The 19,911-nt window shown below is 75.1% G+C and carries 13 protein-coding genes; 1 reads left to right on the forward strand and 12 read right to left on the reverse strand.

The features are described 5' to 3' along the window. Positions 1–76: 76 nt before the first annotated feature. From ACFQBR_RS19130 to ACFQBR_RS19165, 8 genes are all read right to left on the reverse strand, one after another. The gene (locus ACFQBR_RS19130; RefSeq protein ID WP_344178934.1) at positions 77–2,506 is read right to left on the reverse strand and encodes an endonuclease/exonuclease/phosphatase family protein; all 2,430 of its coding nucleotides are present in this window, start codon (positions 2,504–2,506) and stop codon (positions 77–79) included. Between the two features lie 294 nt (positions 2,507–2,800). After that, on the reverse strand, positions 2,801–5,401 hold the full coding sequence (locus ACFQBR_RS19135; RefSeq protein WP_344178936.1) for a polynucleotide kinase-phosphatase: 2,601 nt from the start codon (positions 5,399–5,401) through the stop codon (positions 2,801–2,803). After that, entirely contained in the window at positions 5,398–7,008 is a 1,611-nt protein-coding gene (locus ACFQBR_RS19140; protein WP_344178938.1) for a 3' terminal RNA ribose 2'-O-methyltransferase Hen1, read from the reverse strand. Before ACFQBR_RS19140 ends, ACFQBR_RS19135 begins: the two co-directional genes overlap by 4 nt. A 133-nt stretch (positions 7,009–7,141) precedes the next feature. Further along, positions 7,142–7,621 (reverse strand): transporter, encoded by a 480-nt coding sequence (locus ACFQBR_RS19145; RefSeq protein WP_344178940.1) that lies wholly within the window; start codon positions 7,619–7,621, stop codon positions 7,142–7,144. Between the two features lie 58 nt (positions 7,622–7,679). Further along, positions 7,680–8,717, reverse strand: a complete 1,038-nt coding sequence (locus ACFQBR_RS19150) for a hypothetical protein (protein WP_344178942.1) — start codon at positions 8,715–8,717, stop codon at positions 7,680–7,682. Positions 8,718–8,837: 120 nt separating this feature from the next. Beyond that, complete coding sequence (locus ACFQBR_RS19155; protein ID WP_378553990.1) at positions 8,838–11,123, reverse strand: TRAP transporter permease; 2,286 nt, start codon at positions 11,121–11,123, stop codon at positions 8,838–8,840. 60 nt (positions 11,124–11,183) lie between these two features. Next, positions 11,184–11,738 carry a DUF1850 domain-containing protein gene (locus tag ACFQBR_RS19160; protein WP_267948098.1) on the reverse strand — a complete coding sequence of 185 codons (555 nt, stop codon included), beginning with the start codon at positions 11,736–11,738 and terminating at the stop codon, positions 11,184–11,186. Between the two features lie 12 nt (positions 11,739–11,750). Next, a complete protein-coding gene (locus ACFQBR_RS19165) occupies positions 11,751–12,776 on the reverse strand; it encodes a TAXI family TRAP transporter solute-binding subunit (RefSeq protein WP_267948097.1) in 1,026 nt (341 codons plus the stop codon). Between the two features lie 203 nt (positions 12,777–12,979). Between ACFQBR_RS19165 and ACFQBR_RS19170 the strand changes: the two genes are divergently transcribed. Further along, positions 12,980–14,107: a TAXI family TRAP transporter solute-binding subunit gene (locus ACFQBR_RS19170; RefSeq protein WP_344186093.1), complete on the forward strand. Its 1,128-nt coding sequence runs from the start codon at positions 12,980–12,982 to the stop codon at positions 14,105–14,107. Here the strand turns inward: ACFQBR_RS19170 and ACFQBR_RS19175 are convergent. From ACFQBR_RS19175 to ACFQBR_RS19190, 4 genes are all read right to left on the reverse strand, one after another. Continuing rightward, positions 14,019–15,428: a sensor histidine kinase gene (locus tag ACFQBR_RS19175; protein ID WP_344186094.1), complete on the reverse strand. Its 1,410-nt coding sequence runs from the start codon at positions 15,426–15,428 to the stop codon at positions 14,019–14,021. The genes ACFQBR_RS19170 and ACFQBR_RS19175 overlap by 89 nt on opposite strands. 30 nt (positions 15,429–15,458) lie before the next feature. Continuing rightward, positions 15,459–16,241, reverse strand: a complete 783-nt coding sequence (locus ACFQBR_RS19180) for a response regulator transcription factor (protein WP_378553993.1) — start codon at positions 16,239–16,241, stop codon at positions 15,459–15,461. Between the two features lie 147 nt (positions 16,242–16,388). Then, complete coding sequence (locus ACFQBR_RS19185) at positions 16,389–18,110, reverse strand: glycerol-3-phosphate dehydrogenase/oxidase (protein ID WP_267948093.1); 1,722 nt, start codon at positions 18,108–18,110, stop codon at positions 16,389–16,391. Between the two features lie 200 nt (positions 18,111–18,310). Beyond that, entirely contained in the window at positions 18,311–19,813 is a 1,503-nt protein-coding gene (locus ACFQBR_RS19190; RefSeq protein ID WP_344180100.1) for an MFS transporter, read from the reverse strand. Positions 19,814–19,911 lie beyond the last annotated feature (98 nt).

Consider the following 19,911-nt stretch of genomic DNA (forward strand, 5'->3'; position numbering starts at 1 on the left):
GGCCCGGTACGGCGGGCCGCGGGCGCGCCGAGGGGGCGGGCGCGGCCGGGCGCCCGCCCCCTCCGGTCCGCGCGGGTCAGCCGCGTCCCGGCGGGGTGCTCCGGCGGGTGTCCAGCCACAGCACCTGCGGGTCGTGGTCGCTGACCTGGTCGTGGAACTCGGAGTTGAGCCGCGCGACCGCGTAGTCGACGCGTCCCGCCAGGGCCCGGTTGACCAGGATGTGGTCCAGGGCCTGGGAGTTGCCGTCGAACACGTAGTTGTAGCGCTCCCCCTCGGGCAGGTCCGCCATGGGGTTGTACAGGCGATCCTCCCCGGTGAGGATCTCCAGGGTCCGCGAGAACTGGAAGTCGTTCAGGTCGCCCATGACGACCAGGTTGGCCTGCGGGTCCGCCGCGAGCAGTTCGTCGGCGAACGCCCCGACCAGCTCGGCCTGGGCGTGGCGCTGGGCCTCGCTGGTGCGGTTCGGCGGCTGGTTGACGCCGTGGAGCGGCTCGTCCCCGCCCTTGGAGTTGAAGTGGTTGGTGACCACGTAGACGTCCCGGTTGAGGGCGCGGAAGTGGCCGACCAGCGGCTTGCGGCTGGAGTCCCACGCCTCGTCCAGCGGGCTGATGCGGCCCGGGGACACCGACAGCTCGGCGCCCCGCGCGCCCTCCACGACCTCGACGGCGGTGGTGGCGTCGCCGCCCTCGCGGTCCACGAACTCGACCCGCTCGGGGTCGAACAGGAAGGCGTTGCGGATGTTGCCGCCCGGCTGTCCGCCGTCCTGCTTGTCCTCGGGGCTGATCTGCCGCCACTCGTAGGCGGGGCCGCCGTGCGCGGCGACGGCCTCCACGAGCCGGTCGAGGGTGACGCCCGCGTCGACGGTGCCGTCGTCCACGGGGCCGCTGTCGTCCTGGATCTCCTCCAGCCCGATGATGTCGGGCGTGTCCAGGTGGTCGACGATCCCGGCCGCGAGCGCGTCGAACCTGGCCTGGTCGTCACGGCCGCCGAGGTTCTCGACGTTGTAGGTGGCGATGCTGACCTCGTACCGCTCGGTGTCGCGGACCGGGGTGCGCTCCAGGCCGCCCGGGACGTGCTCCCCCAGGGTGGTGGCGCGGATCAGGTAGCCGCCGAACCGGCTGTGGTGGAGGGGGCCCTCGGTGACCCCGGCGAGGGTGTCGCCGACGTTCGCCTCGGGGAAGGGGTGCTCGGCGCGGTCGAGCAGGGACTCGACCTTGACCCGCCCGGAGTTGGGTTGGTCGTAGGAGCCGTAGGCGGTCCCGCCGTTGACGGTGGGGTTCTGGCCGGGATCGGTGGTCACCCACAGGGCGTGGTAGCCGTCCGTGGCGCCCACCACGGGGGCGTCCTCGACGCGGACCGTCATGTGCTCGTGCGCGGCCCAGAAGTCCAGCGCGTACTTGTCGGGCTCCAGCTCCAGGCCGGAGACGTCGCCGCCGTGGTCGGGCGCGTACGCCTCGGGGAGGGCGTCGGCGTCCAGCAGGACGGAGCCGGGGAGCGCGTTGCCGGTGGACAGGACGGTCCAGCGGGCCCCGTCGAGCTGGGTGGTGGTCTGGTGGCCGGCCGCGGGCCGGTACTCGCCGACCCGCCCGGCGACCAGGACCTCGTCGCCGGGGGCGACGGCGGGCGTGGTGGAGCCGGTGAAGACGAAGAGGGCCTCGCTCGTGCGGGGGTCGCCGTCGCCCTCGGTGTCCTGGAACCAGAATCCGCGCGCGCCGCCGAAGGCGTTGACCGCCGTCACCACCCCGGGCAGGCCGGTGACCTGGCGGCCGGCGTACGGGGAGGTGCGGGTGGTGCCCTGCACGTCGTGGACGCGCAGGTCGCCGGGCTCGACGGGCTCCTCCGGCCCGCCGCCGTCGCCCGCCGTCTCACCCGCCGCGTTGGTGGGCGTGGGGTCCCCGGCGGTGAGGTCGGCGGCGTTGTCGCCCGTGTCGGTGAACGCGGCGTCGCGTGAGGCGGACGCGGTGTTGGAGAGCCCCGTGACGGGCGATCCGGCGTGGACGACGGCGTTGCCGTAGCCGACCACGTCCACCACGGAGCCGTCCTGCGCGCACGCCGCCGCGGTCCGGCAGGAGACCGGCTCGGTGCCGGAGACGAGCAGGACCGTGCCCGCGGTCGCGGACATGTTGGTGCTGCCGGCGGTGTCGGGGGCGGGGAGCTCGACGCTGCCCCCGGCGCCCGCCGCCTGGCGGACGAGGTGGTGGCCTCCCGCCGGGATCTCCCCGGCCAGGGCCGTGACCTGCACCCGTGTGGACGGCCCCGGGGCGGCGGGGAGGTACTGGACGCTCCAGCCGTCGAGATCGGCGGGTCCTCCGGCCGGGTTCCCGAGCTCGACGAAGTCGTGGCGCAGCAGGGCTCCGCTGTTGCCGCCTCCGCCGTACACCTCGCTGATCACGGGCGCGGCGTCGTCGGCGAGGGCGGGCGGCGCCGCCGCGAGGCCGACGCCGAGGAGGACCGCGGCCGCGGCGGACGTGGACGCGATCAGGCGTCCGGGTCGGGTGGGGGACACATCTGCTCCGGGGGTCGCTGGGCAACGGGGGCCCGCACATCATCACCCGCGCGGATGTCCGACCGGAAGAGAAGGCGTGAAATGGAGGCGAAGCGGGCGGCCGCCGGCGCGGTCCGACCGGCGCCGCGCGTCCTGGGCCCGTGCGGACCGCCGGGTCCGGCCGGGGCGCCCGCGTCCCCCGCCGGGAGCACGGGTGCCCGGGCCCAGGAGGTCCCCGCACCGCCCCGGCCCGCACCGCTCCCGGCCGCGTGTCCGGCCCGGCGCCCCGGGCGGGGCGCCGGGCCGGGCGCGCGCCTACAGGCGCGGGTCGACCGGCTCGGAGGCCAGTGCCAGGACCGCGAACACGGGCTCGTGCACCCGCCACAGGGGTTCGCGGCGGGCGTGCCGGGCCAGGGCCTCCAGCCCCAGTTTGTGCTCGCGCATGGCCAGGCTGTTCTTGCGGCCGAGGTTGCGGTCCTTGAGCACGGCCAGCCTCTCGGGGTCGGTGTAGTCGGCTCCGTAGACGATCCGCAGGTACTCGGGCCCGCGCACCTTCAGCCCCGGCTGGACCAGGCCCTTGCGGCCCTCGGCCCGCGCTCCCAGGACCGGCTTGACCACCATGCCCTCGCCGCCGGCGGAGACCAGGTCGGTCCACCAGTCGGCGGCCGAGCCGCAGGCCGCCGGGTCGGTGGTGTCGACCACCCGGTAGCGGGTGGGCTGCACCAGTCCTCCGGCCTCCGCGAGCCGTTCGGCGATCGCCATGTGCCACAGGTGGTCGGCGTCGGTGTACTCGCGGCCCTCGGAGGCGAGCACCGCGAAGGGCGCGTACCGGAGCCCCGCGGCGCCGTCGGTGTCCCACGAGTAGCGCCGGTAGACCCGGCTGAACGCCTCCGTCTGCTCCGTCCGCAGGGCGACCTTGTCGGCCAGGCCGTCCACGGGCACACCGCGCGCGGCCGCGGCGCGGAGGGCGGCCGCGGCGGCGGGCAGGGAGGCGCGGGCGGCGGCGCCCACCGACGCGTACTGCTCGCGGATCAGCGGCCGGGCCTTGGCCGACCAGGGCAGGAGCTCACCGTCCAGGGCCACCCAGTCGGTGCCGAGCCGGTCCCACAGGTCCGCCTCGGTCACGGCGCGGCGCAGCTGGTCGACGACCTCCGCCCGGAGCGCGGGGTCCTGGAAGAACGGGCGCCCGGTCCGGGTGTAGACCGTCCCCAGCTCGCCGGGGACGAACCGCCGTTCGGCAGCCTCCCCGTCCCTGCACAGCACGGCGACGGCGCGCGAGCCCATGTGCTTCTCCTGGCACACGACCTCGCCGGTCCCGGCGCCCCGGAAGTACGCGAACGCCTCGTCCGGGTGCTCCAGGAGCCCCGGTGCGGCGGCGGTCGGCGCGGGGGCCATGGTCGGCGGCAGGTACAGGAGCCAGCGCGGGTCGACCGCGAACCGGCTCATGACCTCCAGCGCGGACAGCGTGCTGCCGCTGTCGGTGCGCACGGCCCCGTCGGCGGTCTCCACGTACAGGCCGGGAGCCGAGACGCCGTCGCCGACCCCGACGTCGGTGATGTCGACGGTGTCGTCGGCGCGCCGCTCCCCGTCCTCCGGGGGCGTGCCCGACAGCGGCCGGACCGGCTCGTACCAGGTGCGGTGGGCGTCGACGTCGACCAGTTCGCGCTCCGGGTGGCGCAGCGCGGTGAGCTTGCCGCCGAACACGCAGCCCGTGTCCAGGCAGATGGTGTTGTTGAGCCACTCCGCCTTGACGGTGGGCACGTGGCCGTAGACCACGGCCGCCTTCCCCCGGTACTCGCGGGCCCAGGGCAGCCGCACGGGGAGGCCGTACTCGTCGGTCTCCCCGGTGGTCTCGCCGTACAGGGCGAAGGAGCGCACACGGCCCGAGGCCCGGCCGTGGTACTCCTCCTTGAGCCCGGCGTGGGCGACGACGAGCCTTCCCCCGTCGAGGACGAGGTGGCTGACCAGGCCGTCGCAGAAGGCGAGCACCCGCGCGCGGAACTCCTCGCTCTCCCGGGCCAGCTGCTCCAGGGTCTCGGCCAGGCCGTGGGTGGCCTGGACCTTGGCGCCCTTGAGCGCTCTGATCAGCTTGTTCTCGTGGTTCCCCGGCACGCACAGGGCGTCGCCGTCGGCGACCATGCCCATGACCAGGCGCAGCACGCCGGGGCTGTCCGGCCCGCGGTCCACGAGGTCGCCGACGAACACCGCCGTGCGCCCGTCGGGGTGGCGCGCCCCCACGGGGCGCCCCTCCCCGTCGCGGGACAGCTCGTAGCCGAGGACGCCGAGGAGTTCCTCCAGTTCCTCCCGGCAGCCGTGCACGTCGCCGACGATGTCGAAGGGGCCGGTGAGCTCCGTCCGGTCCGGCCAGGCGCGCTCGAGTTCGACGGTGGCGCCGTCGATCTCCTCCGGGCCGCGCAGGACGTGGATCCTGCGGAAGCCCTCGCGGGACAGCCTCTTCAGCCCCTGGCGGAGTTCGCGCCGCTGCCGCCGGACGACGTGGTCGCCGAAGTCTCGGTCGGGCCGACCGCGGTTGCGCTCCTTCGCCAGGGCCTCGGGAACGTCCAGCACGATCGCGGTGGACAGCACGTTGTTGTCCTTGGCGATGCGCACCAGTTCCCCGCGCACCCTGCTCTGCACGTTGGTGGCGTCCACGACGGTGAGGAGTCCCCGCCGCAGCCGGATGTCCACGACGGTGTGGAGCAGGGCGAACGCGTCCGCGCTCGCGGACTGGTCGTTCTCGTCGTCGCTGACCATGCCCCGGCAGTGGTCGGAGCTGATCACCTGCGTGGGCGCGAAGTGCTCGGCGGCGAACGTGGACTTGCCGGATCCGGACACCCCGATCAGCACGACGAGCCCCATCCTGGGCACGCCGAGCACACGCGGCTCGGGGGTCCGGTCCTCCTCGGTCGTACTCATCGGACGAAGACTCCCATCTGGGTCGGGGAACCGGTCTCCGGGTCCTCGGACCCGACCGGCAGGCGGCGGAGGCGGTAGCCGTACTGTTCGGCGACGCGGTCGGCCCACCGGGCGAACTCGGCGCGCGTCCACTCGAACCGGTGGTCGCTGTGCCGGAGGGAGCCGTCCGCCAGGCCCTCGTAGTGCGTGTTGTACTCGGCGTTGGGGGTGGTGACCACCACGACGCGGGGCCGGGCGGCGCCGAACACGCTCTCCTCCATCGCGGGCAGCCGCGACGGGTCGAGGTGCTCGATCACCTCCATCAGGACGGCGGCGTCGTAACCGGAGAACCGCCGGTCGCGGTAGACCACGGAGCCGACCAGCAGCTCGGGGCGCGGCGGCGCGCCGTTGGCGCCCACCGCCCCGCCGGTGAGGGCGGGCAGCGGCCGGTGGCGCCTGCCCCCGCCGGGGTCGCAGCCCCGGCAGGTCCTGCGGTGGGCGTGTTCGAGGGCGGTGACGCTGACGTCCACCCCGGTCACGCGTGTGAGGGAGCGGTCGGCCGCCAGCCGCGCGAGCAGCCGGCCGGAGCCGCAGCCCAGGTCGATGACGCTGGTGGCGTCCTCCGCCTCCAGCACCGCCATGACCGCCCCGGCGCGCTGCTCGGCCAGGGTGGGGACGCGCTCGTCGTGCCCCTCGGCCGGGGGCGCCGTTTCGGCCTCCTCCGCCGCGGGGTCGTCCGCGCCGTCTCCCTCCGCGAGGTCCTCGGCCTCGGCGATGCGGGCCAGCGCGGTCCGCACGTAGGCGTCGCGGCGGTTGAGGTAGCGGCGGGTGATCCAGTCCCGCTCGGGGTGCCCGGCCAGCCAGCCGACGTCCGCGTCGGGCCCGTCCGTCCCGTCGCCGTCCTCCCCGGGCGCCTCCGGCGCGCTCGCGGAGGGCGTCGCCTCCCCGGCCGCGGACGGCCCGTCCACGGCCGTCCGCGGCGCGGCGCCGGGCAGGCCGCCGGCGCGGAGGAGTTTGTCGACCTCGCTCCGGTCGACCCAGTAGTGCTTGCTGCCGTCCATGGCGGGGAGCAGCACGTACAGGTGGCTGAGGGCCTCGGACAGGCGCACGGTCCCGGTGAGGGTGAGCGAGAGGTAGTGGGAGTCGCCCCAGCCGGGCAGGCCGGGGTCGAGCGGGACCGGTTCGGCGTCGACCGTCCACCCCAGGGGCTCGAAGAGCGCCCGGGCGCGCTCCGCGCCGGAGCGGCAGGGGACGGCCGGCATCCGCAGCTCCAGCGGGAGGGGCGTGCGCGCCAGTTCGGGCCGGGCCCTGCACGAGCCCCGCAGCGCGGACCGGAACACCCTGCCCAGTGCCACCGTGAACAGGGAGGACGTCGCGTAGGGGCGGTCGTTGACGTACTGGGCGAGGGAGAAGTCGGGCGAGCTCACCGACGTGCGCGCCCGCAGGAGCGCCTGGGCGTCGACGTCCAGCAGGAGGGCCGCCGTGCAGCGCTCGCCGGTGGCCTCGGGGTAGAAGACGTGGGCGGTTCCGAAGGACTGCTCGAAGCTCTGCGCCCTGTCCGGGTGCTTGTGCAGCAGGAAACCGAGGTCCGTCGCCGGGGCCGCCGTGGTCGTGATCGTCAGTAGCACCCGTGCATTGTGTCCCCTCGATCCGGCGCGGGGCCAGGGCTTTTCCGGCGGGGCCGGCGGAGCGGTGCGTCCGGCGGCCGGGTCCCGGGGCCGGGGGACCTCGCGGCGGGCGGCCGTGCGGAGCCGCCGGGGGTCAGCCGCCGGCGCTCTGCCGGGCGGGCCCGGCGGCGTGCAGGCGGGAGGTGACCAGGGCGGCGCCCGACAGGCAGAGCACGGAGACGACAGCGTCGACCGCGCCCATGGTCAGCATCGGGTCGATCTCGGTGTAGGCGGACCCGACCGGGATGGCGGTGTCGATCCACACCCACACCGTCAGGCCCACGAACGACAGGACCAGGTAGGGGACCGCGAAGACCAGCGCGGTGAGACCCGGGTAGGGCAGCCGGACGAGGCGGAGGAGGGGCCAGGCCAGGAGGGGGGCGACGAGGACGGGCACGAACGTCAGGAGCATGCCCGCGCCGATGTTGGCGTCGGGGCTGTCGTCGTGGGCCCCGATGGCGGCCCGCGCCACCCAGGCGGCCAGGAGCAGCAGGACGGACATGGCGAGCGCCGCGGCCGCGGCGAGGAGCATCGCGCGGGGGGCGGACACGGGGGTGTGGGGTCGGTGGGTCATGGTCCCAGCTTCCCCCGCCTCCCCTCGCCCCGCATGAGTACGCCTACTCACGGGGCCCTCAGGACGGTTCCGGCCCGCCCGTCGTGCGGCCAGGGTCCACGCCGAGCTCCTCCATCGCCCGGGCCACCTGGGACCGGGCGCCTCCGAAGAACGACCACGGCTGGTCGCAGTAGACGTTGCCGACGGCGGACAGGTGCCATCGGGCGGCCTCGGTCATGCCCGCGCGGTGGAACGCCCAGCCGAACAGGTGGTGGGCCCGGACGTCGCCGGGGTGCGGCTCGGACGCGGCCGCCCACCCCTGTGCGAGGTCGAACAGCTCCTGCGCCGACCCGCCGTGCAGTCGGCCCAGCGCCTTGTCGACGACGAAGGGGGTGTTGCCCTCGGCGGCCAGCCTCTTCTGCTCGACCCGCACGTGCTCGGCGTGGGCGAGCGCCAGGACGGACGGCAGCGGGTGCCCCTCGGGCGCGGTGTCGGCGGCGGCTCCCGCGAAGGCGAACATCTCCTCGGTGCTGCCGCCCCTGGTCGCGGACAGGGAGCGCGTGCGGACCAGGTGCGCGGGGAACAGGTGCGGCGACCGTCCGGCGATCTCGCGCCAGAGCCGGTCCTTGTCCTCGCGGTCGGCGCCCAGGCCCATCGCGACGGTCTGGAGGCCCGCCCAGGGTGCGGCGTCGTCGGTGCGCAGCCGCGCCGACGCCTCCAGGGGGATGCGGGCCTCGTCCAGGGCCGCGGTGAACGCCTTGCGGTCGGCCTGGCGGGTGTCCGCGCCGCCCGCGGGCCGGCGCAGCGCGCGGGCGAGGAGCGTGTGCCCCAGCCAGAGCAGGACGTCGGCCCGGTCGGCGCCGTCCCCGAGGAGTTCGACGACGCTCTCGGGGCGGTCCGCGGCCGCGCGGCCGAGCGCCTCCGCCTGGACCACGCGGGTCTCGGGGTCCTCGCGGGACTCGGCCAGCAGCGGCAGCGCGGCCGCGGCCTCCCCCTCGCGCACGGCCTCGCACCCGGCCCGGAGGAGGGGGTCGGCGCCCAGGGACGCGGACACCAGGCGCGCCTCGATGTCGGCGCCGCGGGGCACCCTTGCCGGATTGCGTCCGAATCGCCACATGTGTGCGAGCGTAGCGGGCCCGTCGTGCCTGGACGACGGGCCCGCCGGGGGGGCACGGCGGGGCCGGGCCGCCACCGCCGGGGCGGGGGCCGGGCGTGCCGGGGGCCGCAGAGGGCGCCGCTACCCGGACGCCGGGGCCCCGGCCCTGCCCGCGCTCCCCTCCGCTGCGCCGCCTCCGGGGGCCGGCTCGGCCTCCGGAGCGCCGCCACCGCCGGGCGCGTCCGGCGCGGGGACCGCGCCGCGGGCCTTGTCCCTGCGGTGGTTGACGACCTGGAGGGCGATGAGCACGACGCCCAGGACGGAGCCCGCGAGAACGAACCAGTCGGGGTCGACGGACACCGACAGGACCGCGCCGGTCAGGGCGCTCCACTCGGGGGCGATCATGACGAGGACGGCCGCCAGCGTGAGGGCGAGGCGTTCGCCGAGCAGGGTGCGCCGCAGGAAGTGCCCCTCCAGCGCCATCGCCGCGACCGCCAGGGCGATACAGCCGCTGAGCACGGCGACCACCAGGTTCGACACCGGCCCCTCGACGGCCATGAGGGCCGAGTAGGCCATCAGGACGGGGATGAGGTACAGGCCCTTGGCGAACTTCCACGCGGACAGGCCCGAGCGCATCGGACTGGCGTTGGCGATGCCCGCCGCCGCGAACGCGGCGAAGGCCACCGGCGGCGTGACGTTGGAGTCCTGGCTGTACCAGTACACGATCATGTGGGCGACGATCACGGCCAGGCCCAGCTCCTCCAGCGCCGGGACCGCCAGCACCGCCAGGACCACGTAGGACGCGGTGACCGGCAGGCCGATGCCCATGACCAGCGAGGCCAGCGCCACCATCAGCAGGGTGAGCAGCAGGCTGCCCGCGAAGGCGGTCACCAGGACGTCGGAGAAGACCAGGCCGAGACCGGTCAGGCCGACCATGCCGACGATGATGCCCGCCACCGCACAGGCGACGGAGACGGACAGCGTGCTGTTCGCGGCGAGGACGAACACCTCCAGGAAGTCCCTGGGGGACAGGCGGCTCCCGGCGCGGAGCATCGCCACGACCAGGAGTGCCCCGCAGGCGTACAGGCCCGCCCGGGTCGGCGGCACGTACTGGAGCAGCAGGACGACGAGCAGGACCAGCGGGGCGAGGAAGTGCCAGCCCGCCTTCATCACCGTGCCCAGGGAGGGCAGGTCGGAGTCCTTCGCGAGGCCGATGCCGTACTTGCGCGCCAGGATGTCCACGAAGAGGAACATGACGCCGAAGTACATCAGGGCCGGGATGATCGCCACCTTGACGATGTCCGCGTAGGGGATGCCGGTGCGCTCGGCCATGATGAACGCGCCCGCGCCCATGATGGGGGGCAGGATCTGCCCGCCCGTGGAGGCCGCGGCCTCGACACCGGCCGCGTCGTGCTTCCTGTAGCCGACCTTCTTCATCAGCGGGATCGTGAACGGCCCGGTGCTGACGACGTTGGCGATGGCGCTGCCGGAGACGGAGCCCATGAGGGCGCTGCCCAGGACCGCCCCCTTGGCGGGGCCGCCGACCATGCGCCCCGTGAGCACGTACGCCAGCCCGACGAAGAAGCTGCCGCCGCCCGTCTTGGACAGCAGCGCCCCGAACAGGATGAACACGAAGACGAAGGTGACGACCACGCCGAGGGTCATCCCGTAGATGCCGTCGCCGAGGTAGCTGTGCGTGGCGATGCGCTGGATGGTCGCGCCGGAGTGGCCGAACTGTCCGGGGACGAGCGGCCCGATCCAGGCGTAGAACACGAACACGGCGACCATCACGACCATGACCATGCCGACCGTCCGCCGGGTCGCCTCCAGCAGGAGGAGCATCGCGGCCAGGCCCATGATCCAGTCGGTGTCGGTGTAGGCGCCGGCGCGGGAGGCCAGCTCGGCCTGGAACACCATGGGGTAGAAGCTGACCGCCACGGTGCCCGCGATCAGCGCGAGGTCGAGCACCAGGGCCGGGACGGAGCGCCCGGCGCTCCCCTTCAGGGGCGGCTTGACCAGGAACACCAGCACCATGATGAACATCAGGTGGATGAGGCGCTGCTGGCGCGCGTCGAAGCCGGCGCGCAGGGCGATGTAGAGCTGGAAGAGGGTGAGCGCGGCGGCCAGGACCAGGACGACGGCGCCGACGGCGGCGGCGAGAGGGGTCTCTCCCCAGCGGGCCGCGGCGATCCGCCGCCAGGCGGGCCCGGCCTCCCCGTCCTCGCCCTCGACGTCGGGCAGCGCGTCGGCGGAGGTGCCGGTCCTGCGCCTGCCCCTCCCGGGCCGCGGCCCTGTCCCGTCCCCGGCCGGGAGGTCGGCGGGGGCCCCGGCCCGGCTCTCCGGGGACGGTCCGGCCTGCGCGTCGGCGGGGTCCGCGGGGTCGGCGGTCGGGGTGTCGTCCCGTTCCGGCGGGGGTGTCTCGGCCATGCTTCTTCCTCGGTGCTCTCTGGGCTGGTGCGTGCGGGTCGCGGGCGGCGGAGCGCGGTGTCAGCACTCCGGCTCGGGGACGGTGGCGAGGGGCAGGAGCAGCGTGGGTAGCAGCACCGGTTCGACGCGCACGGGGTGCGCGGCGAGGCACGGCGACAGGCGCACCTCGGCCCCCGGGGCGCGGATCCGGTGGTCGACGGCGGGGGCGCCGACCCGGATGGTCAGCTCCGTGCCGATGTCGCGCTCCATGCCCTCCACGACCCACCACTCGCCGTCGGCGCGGCCGGTCCCCTCTCCGGGGATGTGGCCCATGCCCGCGCCGAACTGGCGGACGCGGGTGGAGTCCACGACCAGGCGTCCGTCCCGGACGAGGAGGTTCTCCTCGATCGGCAGGCCGTCGATGGAGTGGACGTAGGAGACCGTGAAGGGCTCGCCCCCGGCGAGGCGGAGGTGGCCCATGGTGTCGCCGCCGTCGCTGAGCCTGAGCGCGGGCCACACGGGCAGCAGGAGGGCGGTCAGGACCGCGCCCGCGCCCAGCAGGGCGGCGGTCCGCGGCCACCGGGGCCTCCCGGCGTCCGCGGGCCGCCCCGCGTGCGGCGGGGAAGCGGTCTCCATCGCGGCGCGCCCCTACGGGAGCAGGTCCCCGGGGATCTCGACGCCCTGCTCCTCGTAGAAGCGGACCGCGCCGGGGTGCACCGGGACCGGGCTGTTGACGATGGTCTCGGGGACCAGGTACTCCTCGCCGGGGGCGTACACGTTGAGGACCTGGTCGATGTTCTCGAACATGGCCGAGGTGATGTCGTAGGCCTGCTGCTCGTTGAACTCGCCGGACACGACCAGGGCGTTCCACACCGCGATGGTCTCGACGTCCTCGTCCACGCCCGGGTAGGTGCCGCCCGCGATGACGTGCTCGGTGTAGCCGCCGTAGCCGTTGACGACGGCGGAGCGCTCGTCGTCGCAGAGAGGGATGATGGAGATGTCGTCGGTGGTGCCGAGCTCGGTGATCCCGGCGTGGCCCTCGCCGACCACCCACGAGCCCGCGTCGAGCTGGTTGTTCTGGAGCGCGCTGGCGGTCTCGGCGTAGCCGAGCTGGTCGATCTCGATCTCGGTGAGGGCGATCTCCAGCGACTCGAAGACCTGGTTGGTGGTGGCCTCGTTGCCGCTGCCGACGTCGCCGACGGAGTAGCGGTTGCCGGCCACGTCCCCGAAGCACTCGAAGCCCCTGGCCTGCGCGATGGAGTCCAGGGTCACCGCGTGGAAGACGTTGGGGTAGAGGACTGCCAGCGAGTAGGTCTGGACGGGGTCGCCCTCGAAGTCCGCGCTGCCCTGGGCCGCCTGGTCGGCCGCGTCGCCCTGGACGATGCCGATGTGGCCCTCGCCGGAGCCGAGCAGGCGGATGTTCTCCACCGACGCGCCCGTGGCCTCGACCGAGCCGGTCTGGCCCTCGACGTGGTCGCCGATGATGGTGCTCAGGGCGCCGCCGATCGGGTAGTAGACGCCCGCGGTGCCGCCGGTGACGATGCTGAGGCGCTCCTGGACGGGGCCGGCCCCGAGCCCGACATCCTCCCCCTCGGACTCGGCGGGCTGGGCGCAACCGGCCAGCAGCAGGGCACCGGCGGGGATGGCGGCCAGGGACAGCATCGTGCGTCGCATGGTCGGGGGTGTCCTCTCGGGGGAAGGCGGGGGCGGTGGCGGAGCGGCTCCGGGCGGAGGCGGATCCGCTCCGAACAGGGCCGATGTGGCGCAGGCCACTCCGCTGTCCTGAAACGTAGCCGTCACGCGCACGCAACCCGTAGCGGGGCGGGAGGGATTTGAGCCTCTCCTGAGGTTTCGCGGTCCTTGCTAGTGTTCGGCCCATGGCGCGACCCCCCTTCCAGCGGCTGTCGACGGCCGCGGGGCTCCTCCTCACGGCCGTGGTCGCGGCGCCCCTCCTCACCTGGTCGCAGACGTGGGTGTCCGACCCGCTGCGCCTGTCCGTCGGCACGGGCGGCGAGGGGGGCGTCTACCACGCCTACGGTTCCGGGCTCGCCCGGATCGCGACCGCCCGTCCGGACACCGAGATCACCGCGCTCACCACCGCCGCGAGCGTGGAGAACAACCGGCGGGTGGCCTCCGGCTCCCTGGACGCCGCCTTCACGCTGGCCGACGTCGCCGCGCTGGCGGTCGCGGGGGATCCGCCCTTCGGGGAACCCCTGCCCATCACGGCGATCGCCCGCCTCTACGACAACCACACGCACCTGGTGGTGCGCGCGGACTCCCCCTACGAAGAGGTCGCCGACCTGGCCGGGGCCACCGTGTCCGTGGGCGCCCGGGGCTCGGGCACCGAGATGATGGCCGACCGGCTCCTGGACCTGGCCGGGCTCCGCCCGGAGCCGGCCGGCTCCGCAGGCCCCCTCCGGGAGGGCGGGACGGTCCGGCTCCGGCTGGGCATCGGGGCCTCGGCGCGGGCCCTGGAGAACGGGGAGGTCGACGCGTTCTTCTGGTCCGGCGGCCTGCCCACCCAGGCGGTCGCCGACCTGGCGGAGCGCACCCCGGTCCGGCTGCTCGACCTGGCCGGGCACGTTCCCGCCCTGGTCGCCGGGTACGGCGAGTACTTCTCCGCGCGGCCGGTGCCCGCGGGCACCTACCCGGGCGTGCCCTCGGTGCGCACCGTCGGGGTCCCGAGCCTGCTGGTCGCCGACGCGTCCATGCCCGACGACTCGGCGGAGGACCTGACCCGCCTGCTGTTCGAGTGGCGGGACCAGCTGGCCCGGATCCACCCGGTCGCGCTGCACCTGGACACCCGGTCGGCGATCGCGACCCTGCCGATCCCCCTGCACCCCGGTGCGGCCGCGTACTACCGCGAGGTCAAGTACGCCTACGACGGACCGGTGGGCGGCGGGACGGCGGACGCGCTCAGGCCGGCAGGCGGATCCTCGCGTCGATCCCGTGCGGCGAGGCCGGCCGCAGGGACAGGTGCGCCCCCTGGAGTTCCAGCAGCGTGACGACGATGGACAGGCCGAGCCCGGAGCCGCCCACCCCGTCGTGGCCGTCGCGCCAGAACGGTCGGGACGCCTGCTCCAGCCGCGCCTCGGGCAGGCCCGGGCCGTCGTCCACCACGTGCACGTCCACGTGGCCGGGCCCGTCGGGGCCCGCCTCCGCCCGCTCCACCCGCACCGTGACCCGCACACCGCTCCCACCGAACTTCAGGGCGTTGTCGATGAGCGCGTCCAGCGCCTGGTCCAGGGTCCCCTCCGCGCTGCGGACCCGCACCCCCTCGACCCCCTCGCGGACCAGCACGGCGCCCGCGCGCTCCGCGATCGGCTCCCAGGACGCCAGCCGGTCGTCGACGACCTCCAGGACGTCCTCCCACACCAGGGACTGCTCCGTGTCCTCCGTCCGGGCGAGGGTGAGCAGGCTGTCGCAGATCCGGGAGAGGCGGTCCACCTCGTCCAGCGCCATCCGGTGGTCGCGCACCCCCTCCGGGGTGAGGTGCCGCGACAGGGAGTCCACCCGCAGCCGCAGGGCCGCCAGGGGGTTGCGCACCTGGTGTCCCGCGTAGGACACGAAGGTGCGCTGGCTCTCCAGCATGGAGGTGATGGTGTCCGCCATCCGGTTGAACGACTCCCCCAGGCGGCGCAGCTCCTCGGGCCCCTCCTCCGCCCGCACCCTGGTGTCCAGGCTCCCCCCGCTCACGGCGCGGGTCGCCTCCTCCAGGTCGTCGATGGGGCGCAGCACCCAGCGCGTGAGGGGGCCCGCCGCGGCGAACCCGGCGGCCATCAGGACGGCGACCGCCGCCCAGGCCACGCACCACTGCACGAGGGTCGAGCGGCGCAGGGAGCCGGTGGGCGAGGCGGTGACCGCCGCGCCGACGACCTCGCCCGAGCGGCCGACGGGCTCGGCCACGACCAGCGGTCCCCGTTGCCAGGGGTAGACCACCCTGTCGGCGCCCATGCGGTTGCCGGCCAGCGCGGTCCGCACCGCCTCGGGCAGCTCGTCGCCGTGCTGCCCCCACCGCCCGGGTTCCAGGTCCGACAGGTCGGCGACCTCGCGGGAGGAGGCGACGACGGCGCCGTCCCGGTCGACGACGACGGCGGTGATGCCGTACAGCCGGTCGTAGGCCGCCAGTTCGCCCGTCAGGCCCGACGCCGCCCCCGTGAGCACACCCGGTTCGGCGAGGCCGGCGAAGCGGGCGGTGTCGTTGATCCGGTCCAGGAGCATGTCGGAGGTGCCCCGGGCGGCGATGCTCCCGCACAGGGGCAGGGCCAGCCCGAGGCAGGCGGCGACCAGGAGGGTCGCGTACACGGTCAGCACACGTCGGCGCATGGCGGCGCCCCGGTCGGGGCCGGGCCCCGGTCAGGCCGCCGGGGCCGGGGCGGCGTCCGCGGCGGGCCCCTCGGCCCGCTCGGCCGGGTCGGCCGGGTCGGCCGGGTCGGGCCCGCGGGCGGGCTCGTGGCGGGAGGCGGGGACGCCGTGCCCGCCCTCCGCCAGCCGGTAGCCGACGCCGCGCACGGTCTCGATGAGCCCGGGTACACCCAGCTTGGCGCGCAGGGTGCCGATGTGCACCTCCAGCGTGCGCAGCGTCCCCGGCCAGGTGGTCCGCCACACCCTCAGGATCAGGCGTTCGCGGGACACGACCGCGCCCGCCTCCGCCGCCAGGGCGAGGAGGAGGTCGAACTCCTTCCGGGTGAGGTCCACCCGCTCGCCGTCGCGGACGACGGCGCGCGTCGCGCGGTCGACCCGCAGGGGGCCGATCGCCAGGGGACCCCCGTCCCGCCTGCGGGTGCGGCGCAGCACCGCCTCCATCCGCGCGCAGAGCTCGTCGACGGCGAGCGGCTTGACCACGTAGTCGTCGGCCCCCGAGCGCAGGCCGCGGACGCGTTCGCGCTGCCTCCCGCGCGCGGTGACCATGATGACCGCGGTGTCGCCGACGTCGTGGCGCTCGCGCAGGAGGCCGCACAGCTCGATGCCGTCCATGTCGGGCAGGCCGAGGTCGAGCAGGACCAGGTCGGCGGGGGCCGCCGCCAGCGCGCCCTCGGCCGTCCGGACCTGGTCGACCGTGTAGCCGTTGGCCTCCAGTGCGCCGGCGAGGGCGTCGGCGAGCCGGACGTCGTCCTCGACGAGGAGCACCTTGATCATGGGTTCGCGTCCTTCGGGGGGAGGGCAGGGGTCGCTACCGCACCCTAGCGGGACGGTGTGCCGCAGGCCACACGCGCGGGCCCGCCGTCCGGGGACGGCGGGCCCGCGGGGTCCCGGCGGGCGGGGGAGCCCCCGCCCGCCCATCGGTCAGTTCCGGGTGACGCGCGCCTCCGGGACGATCTCGGGCGCCCCGTGCTGGATGGCGTCGGCCTCCTGGTCGGTGTCCTGCTCCTGCGCGGCGCGCTCCGCCTCGATCCCCTTGCGGTAGTACTCCACCTCGCGCTGGATCTGCTCCTTGCTCCAGTCCAGCGGCCCGGCGAGGAGTTCGGCGGCCTCCTCGGCGGCGGCGATCCCCCGGTCCCAGGTCTCGAAGGAGATCCGGGTCCGCCGGGAGAGGACGTCCTCCAGGTGGCGCGCCCCCTCCGCCTCCGCGGCGTAGACGATCTCCGCGCGCAGGTAGTCGTCGGCCGCCGCGAGCGGGCGTCCCAGGTCGGGGCGCTCCCTGACGAGGTCGAGCAGGTCGTGCACGCCGGAGCCGTGGCGGCGGAGCAGGTGGGTGATCCGGGAGACGTGCAGGCCCGAGTCGCGGGCGAGCCGGTACCGCTGGTTGTAGAGCGCGGCGTAGCCGTCCGCGCCCACCAGCGGCAGCCGGTCGGTGACCGACTGCGGGACGCTGCTGCCCAGGCCGTGGGCGACCGCGTCCACCGCGTCCTTGGCCATCACCCGGTAGGTGGTGTACTTGCCCCCGGCGATGAGGACCAGGCCCGGCACCGGGTGGGCGACCGTGTGCTCCCGGGAGAGCTTGGACGTCTCCTCGGACTCGCCCGTCAGCAGGGGCCGCAGCCCCGCGTACACGCCCTCGACGTCGTCCCTGCCCAGGGGCGTGCGCAGGACCTGGTTGACGTGGTCCAGCACGTAGTCGATGTCGGCGCGGCTCGCCGCCGGGTTCTCCTTGTCCAGGTCCCAGGCGGTGTCGGTGGTGCCGATGATCCAGTGGCGGCCCCACGGGATGACGAACAGGACGCTCTTCTCCGTGCGCAGGATCATGCCGGAGGAGGCCTGGATGCGGTCGCGCGGGACGACCAGGTGGATGCCCTTGGAGGCGCTGACGTGGATCTGTCCGCGACCTCCGACCATCTCCTGGATGTCGTCGGTCCACACCCCCGCGGCGTTGACCACCTGGCGGGCGCGGATGCGCAGCTCGTCGCCGGTCTCCAGGTCGGCGACGTTGGCGCCGACGACGTGTTCGCCCTCGCGCAGGAACCCGACCGCCTGGACCCGGGACGCGATCCTGGCCCCCAGCCCGGCGGCGGTGCGCAGCACACTGGTGACGAGCCGGGCGTCGTCCACCTGGCAGTCCCAGTACTGGATCGCCCCCGCCAGGGCGCTGCGCTTGAGGGCCGGGAAGACCTTCAGCGCGCCGTTCCGGCTCAGGTGCCGGTGCGAGGGGAGCCCCCGGTTGTTGCGGGAGGACATCGCCAGGGCGTCGTACAGCGTGACTCCCGCGCCGATGTAGGCGCGCTCCCACTGCCGCGCGAACGGGAACAGGAAGGGCACCGGGCGGACCAGGTGCGGCGCGATGGTGGTGAGGAGCAGACCCCGTTCGTGCAGCGCCTCGCGCACGAGCTCGAAGTCGAACTGCTCCAGGTAGCGCAGTCCGCCGTGGATGAGTTTGCTGGATCTGCTGGAGGTGCCCGAGGCGAAGTCGCGTGCCTCGACGAGTCCCGTGGACAGCCCGCGCGAGACCGCGTCCAGGGCGATACCGGCCCCGACGATGCCTCCCCCGACCACGAGGACGTCGAGTTCCTCGTCCTTCATCGACGCGAGCGCCTCGGCGCGCCCCTTCGGTCCCAGCCAGGTGGTAGCCATCCGTGGTCCTCCGTCTCGATGGTGTTCCTCCCAGGCGCATACCCACCCGGGGCCCGTGTCCATCGGGGCGATCAGAGGGAACCAGGCTAGCCGCCCGGGGGCGGGCGCGCCGTGCGCCCGCGCCCGGACCGGCGTGTCCTCCGCGCGGCGGCCCCGGCCCGCGCCTGCCGCCGGGGCGGCGCGGGCTCCGGCCCGGCGGCTCATCCCGCCGGACGGCTCCGCAGCGCCAGGGCGAGGAGGGCCGCGGCCGCGGTGGCCAGACCGCCCGCGAGGGAGGCGGCGCCGAGCCCGGAGGAGGCGGGCCCCGAGGCGGCGTCGGCGACGGCGACCAGCGACGCCAGGCCGACGGCGGCGCCGATCTGCTGGGCGGTGGACACCATCGCCGAACCGACCCCCTGTTCGTCGGCGGCGACGCCCGACGCGGCGGCGGCGAACAGCACCGGGTAGGTGGTCCCCGCCGTCACCCCGAGCAGGACGACCGCCGGGAGCATCGCCCAGTAGGAGTCGGCGGCGACGGCCACGGCGAAGAGGGCCGCGGTGGCGCCGGAGCCGGCCATGCCGGCCACGAGGGCGCGGCGGACGCCCCACCGGTCGAGCAGCGTGGGCAGGAGCAGGGCCGAGCCGAGCATGGCGGCCAGCCCCTGCGGGAGGAAGCCGAGCCCCGCCGCGAGCGGGCCGAGCCCGAGGGTGTCCTGGACGTGCGTCGTGTACACGTAGTGCAGCGTGTTCACGGTGCCCATGAGCACGAAGACCAGCGCCATGGTGACCAGCAGGGGGCGGTTGGTGAGCAGGCTCACCGGCAGCAGGGGGTCCGCGGCGCGGCGCTCGAGGAGCAGCAGCGCTCCCAGGGTCAGCAGGCCGAGGACCATCGCCCCGGCGCTCTGCCAGGAGGCCCACCCGACGCTCTGCCCGAGGGAGATGCCGAGGACCACCAGGAGGGAACCGGCGGTGACCGCGACCGCTCCGGGCAGGTCGAACCCGGCCCGTGCGGGGCGGCGCACGTCGGCGGGGAGCACGCCGGGGGCCGCCACCACGACCGCGAGGGTGGCCGGGACGAGCGCCCAGAACACCGAGGGCCAGCCGAACACGCTGGTGAGGATGCCTCCGACCGCGCCTCCGGCCAGGGCGCCGAAAGCGCCGGCGGTCCCCCACACCGCCAGGGCGCGCGTGCGTTCGGGCCCCTTCCGGAAGGTGTTGTTGAGCAGGGAGAGGGTGGCGGGGAAGAGCGCCGCGGCGCCGAGCCCCTGGAGCGCGCGGGCGGCGATCAGGACCCCGGGGTCCTGGGCCAGGGCTCCCGCGACGGAGGCCGCCCCCATGAGGGCGGCGCCGGCCACGAGCATGCGGCGCGCGCCGAGCCGGTCGGCGGCCCGGCCGCCGAGGAGGAGGAAGCCGCCGTAGCCGAGCGAGAAGGCGGTGACCACCCACTGGAGCGAGGCGGGGCCGAAGCCGAGGTCCGCGCCGATCTGCGGCAGCGCGATGTAGACGATGTTGAAGTCGACCGAGATGGTGAAGTGGGCCAGCGCCAGGACGGCGAGCGCGAGGACGGCCCGGCGGGGGCGCCCGGGGGCGTCCGGTCCGGACCGCGGTGAGGGTCCGGGGGCGACGGGCCTCGCGGGTCCGGCGGTGGGCGGGGGCTCCGCCGGGCCCGCGGGACGGGCGGGCGTCCCGGCGCCGGTGGGGGCTGCGGATTCGGTGGGGTTCATGGGACCCGGCTCTCTGGGAGGGTTTTTATCCAGCACTGAACTATTCAGCACGAGAGTAAGACAGAAAGCTTCAGTGCGCAACATTCCAGACTGGTAGC

The organism is Nocardiopsis tropica, assembly GCF_042660575.1.
In the GTDB taxonomy this organism is placed as follows: domain Bacteria; phylum Actinomycetota; class Actinomycetes; order Streptosporangiales; family Streptosporangiaceae; genus Nocardiopsis; species Nocardiopsis tropica.

Bases quoted from the DNA above. Each gene is read 5' to 3' on its own strand.
- ACFQBR_RS19135 (WP_344178936.1), bottom strand. From the start codon at position 5,401: ATGAGTACGACCGAGGAGGACCGGACCCCCGAGCCGCGTGTGCTCGGC.
- ACFQBR_RS19145 (WP_344178940.1), bottom strand. From the start codon at position 7,621: ATGACCCACCGACCCCACACCCCCGTGTCCGCCCCCCGCGCGATGCTC.
- ACFQBR_RS19150 (WP_344178942.1), bottom strand. From the start codon at position 8,717: ATGTGGCGATTCGGACGCAATCCGGCAAGGGTGCCCCGCGGCGCCGAC.
- ACFQBR_RS19155 (WP_378553990.1), bottom strand. From the start codon at position 11,123: ATGGCCGAGACACCCCCGCCGGAACGGGACGACACCCCGACCGCCGAC.
- ACFQBR_RS19160 (WP_267948098.1), bottom strand. From the start codon at position 11,738: ATGGAGACCGCTTCCCCGCCGCACGCGGGGCGGCCCGCGGACGCCGGG.
- ACFQBR_RS19165 (WP_267948097.1), bottom strand. From the start codon at position 12,776: ATGCGACGCACGATGCTGTCCCTGGCCGCCATCCCCGCCGGTGCCCTG.
- ACFQBR_RS19170 (WP_344186093.1), top strand. From the start codon at position 12,980: ATGGCGCGACCCCCCTTCCAGCGGCTGTCGACGGCCGCGGGGCTCCTC.
- ACFQBR_RS19175 (WP_344186094.1), bottom strand. From the start codon at position 15,428: ATGCGCCGACGTGTGCTGACCGTGTACGCGACCCTCCTGGTCGCCGCC.
- ACFQBR_RS19180 (WP_378553993.1), bottom strand. From the start codon at position 16,241: ATGATCAAGGTGCTCCTCGTCGAGGACGACGTCCGGCTCGCCGACGCC.
- ACFQBR_RS19185 (WP_267948093.1), bottom strand. From the start codon at position 18,110: ATGGCTACCACCTGGCTGGGACCGAAGGGGCGCGCCGAGGCGCTCGCG.
- ACFQBR_RS19190 (WP_344180100.1), bottom strand. From the start codon at position 19,813: ATGAACCCCACCGAATCCGCAGCCCCCACCGGCGCCGGGACGCCCGCC.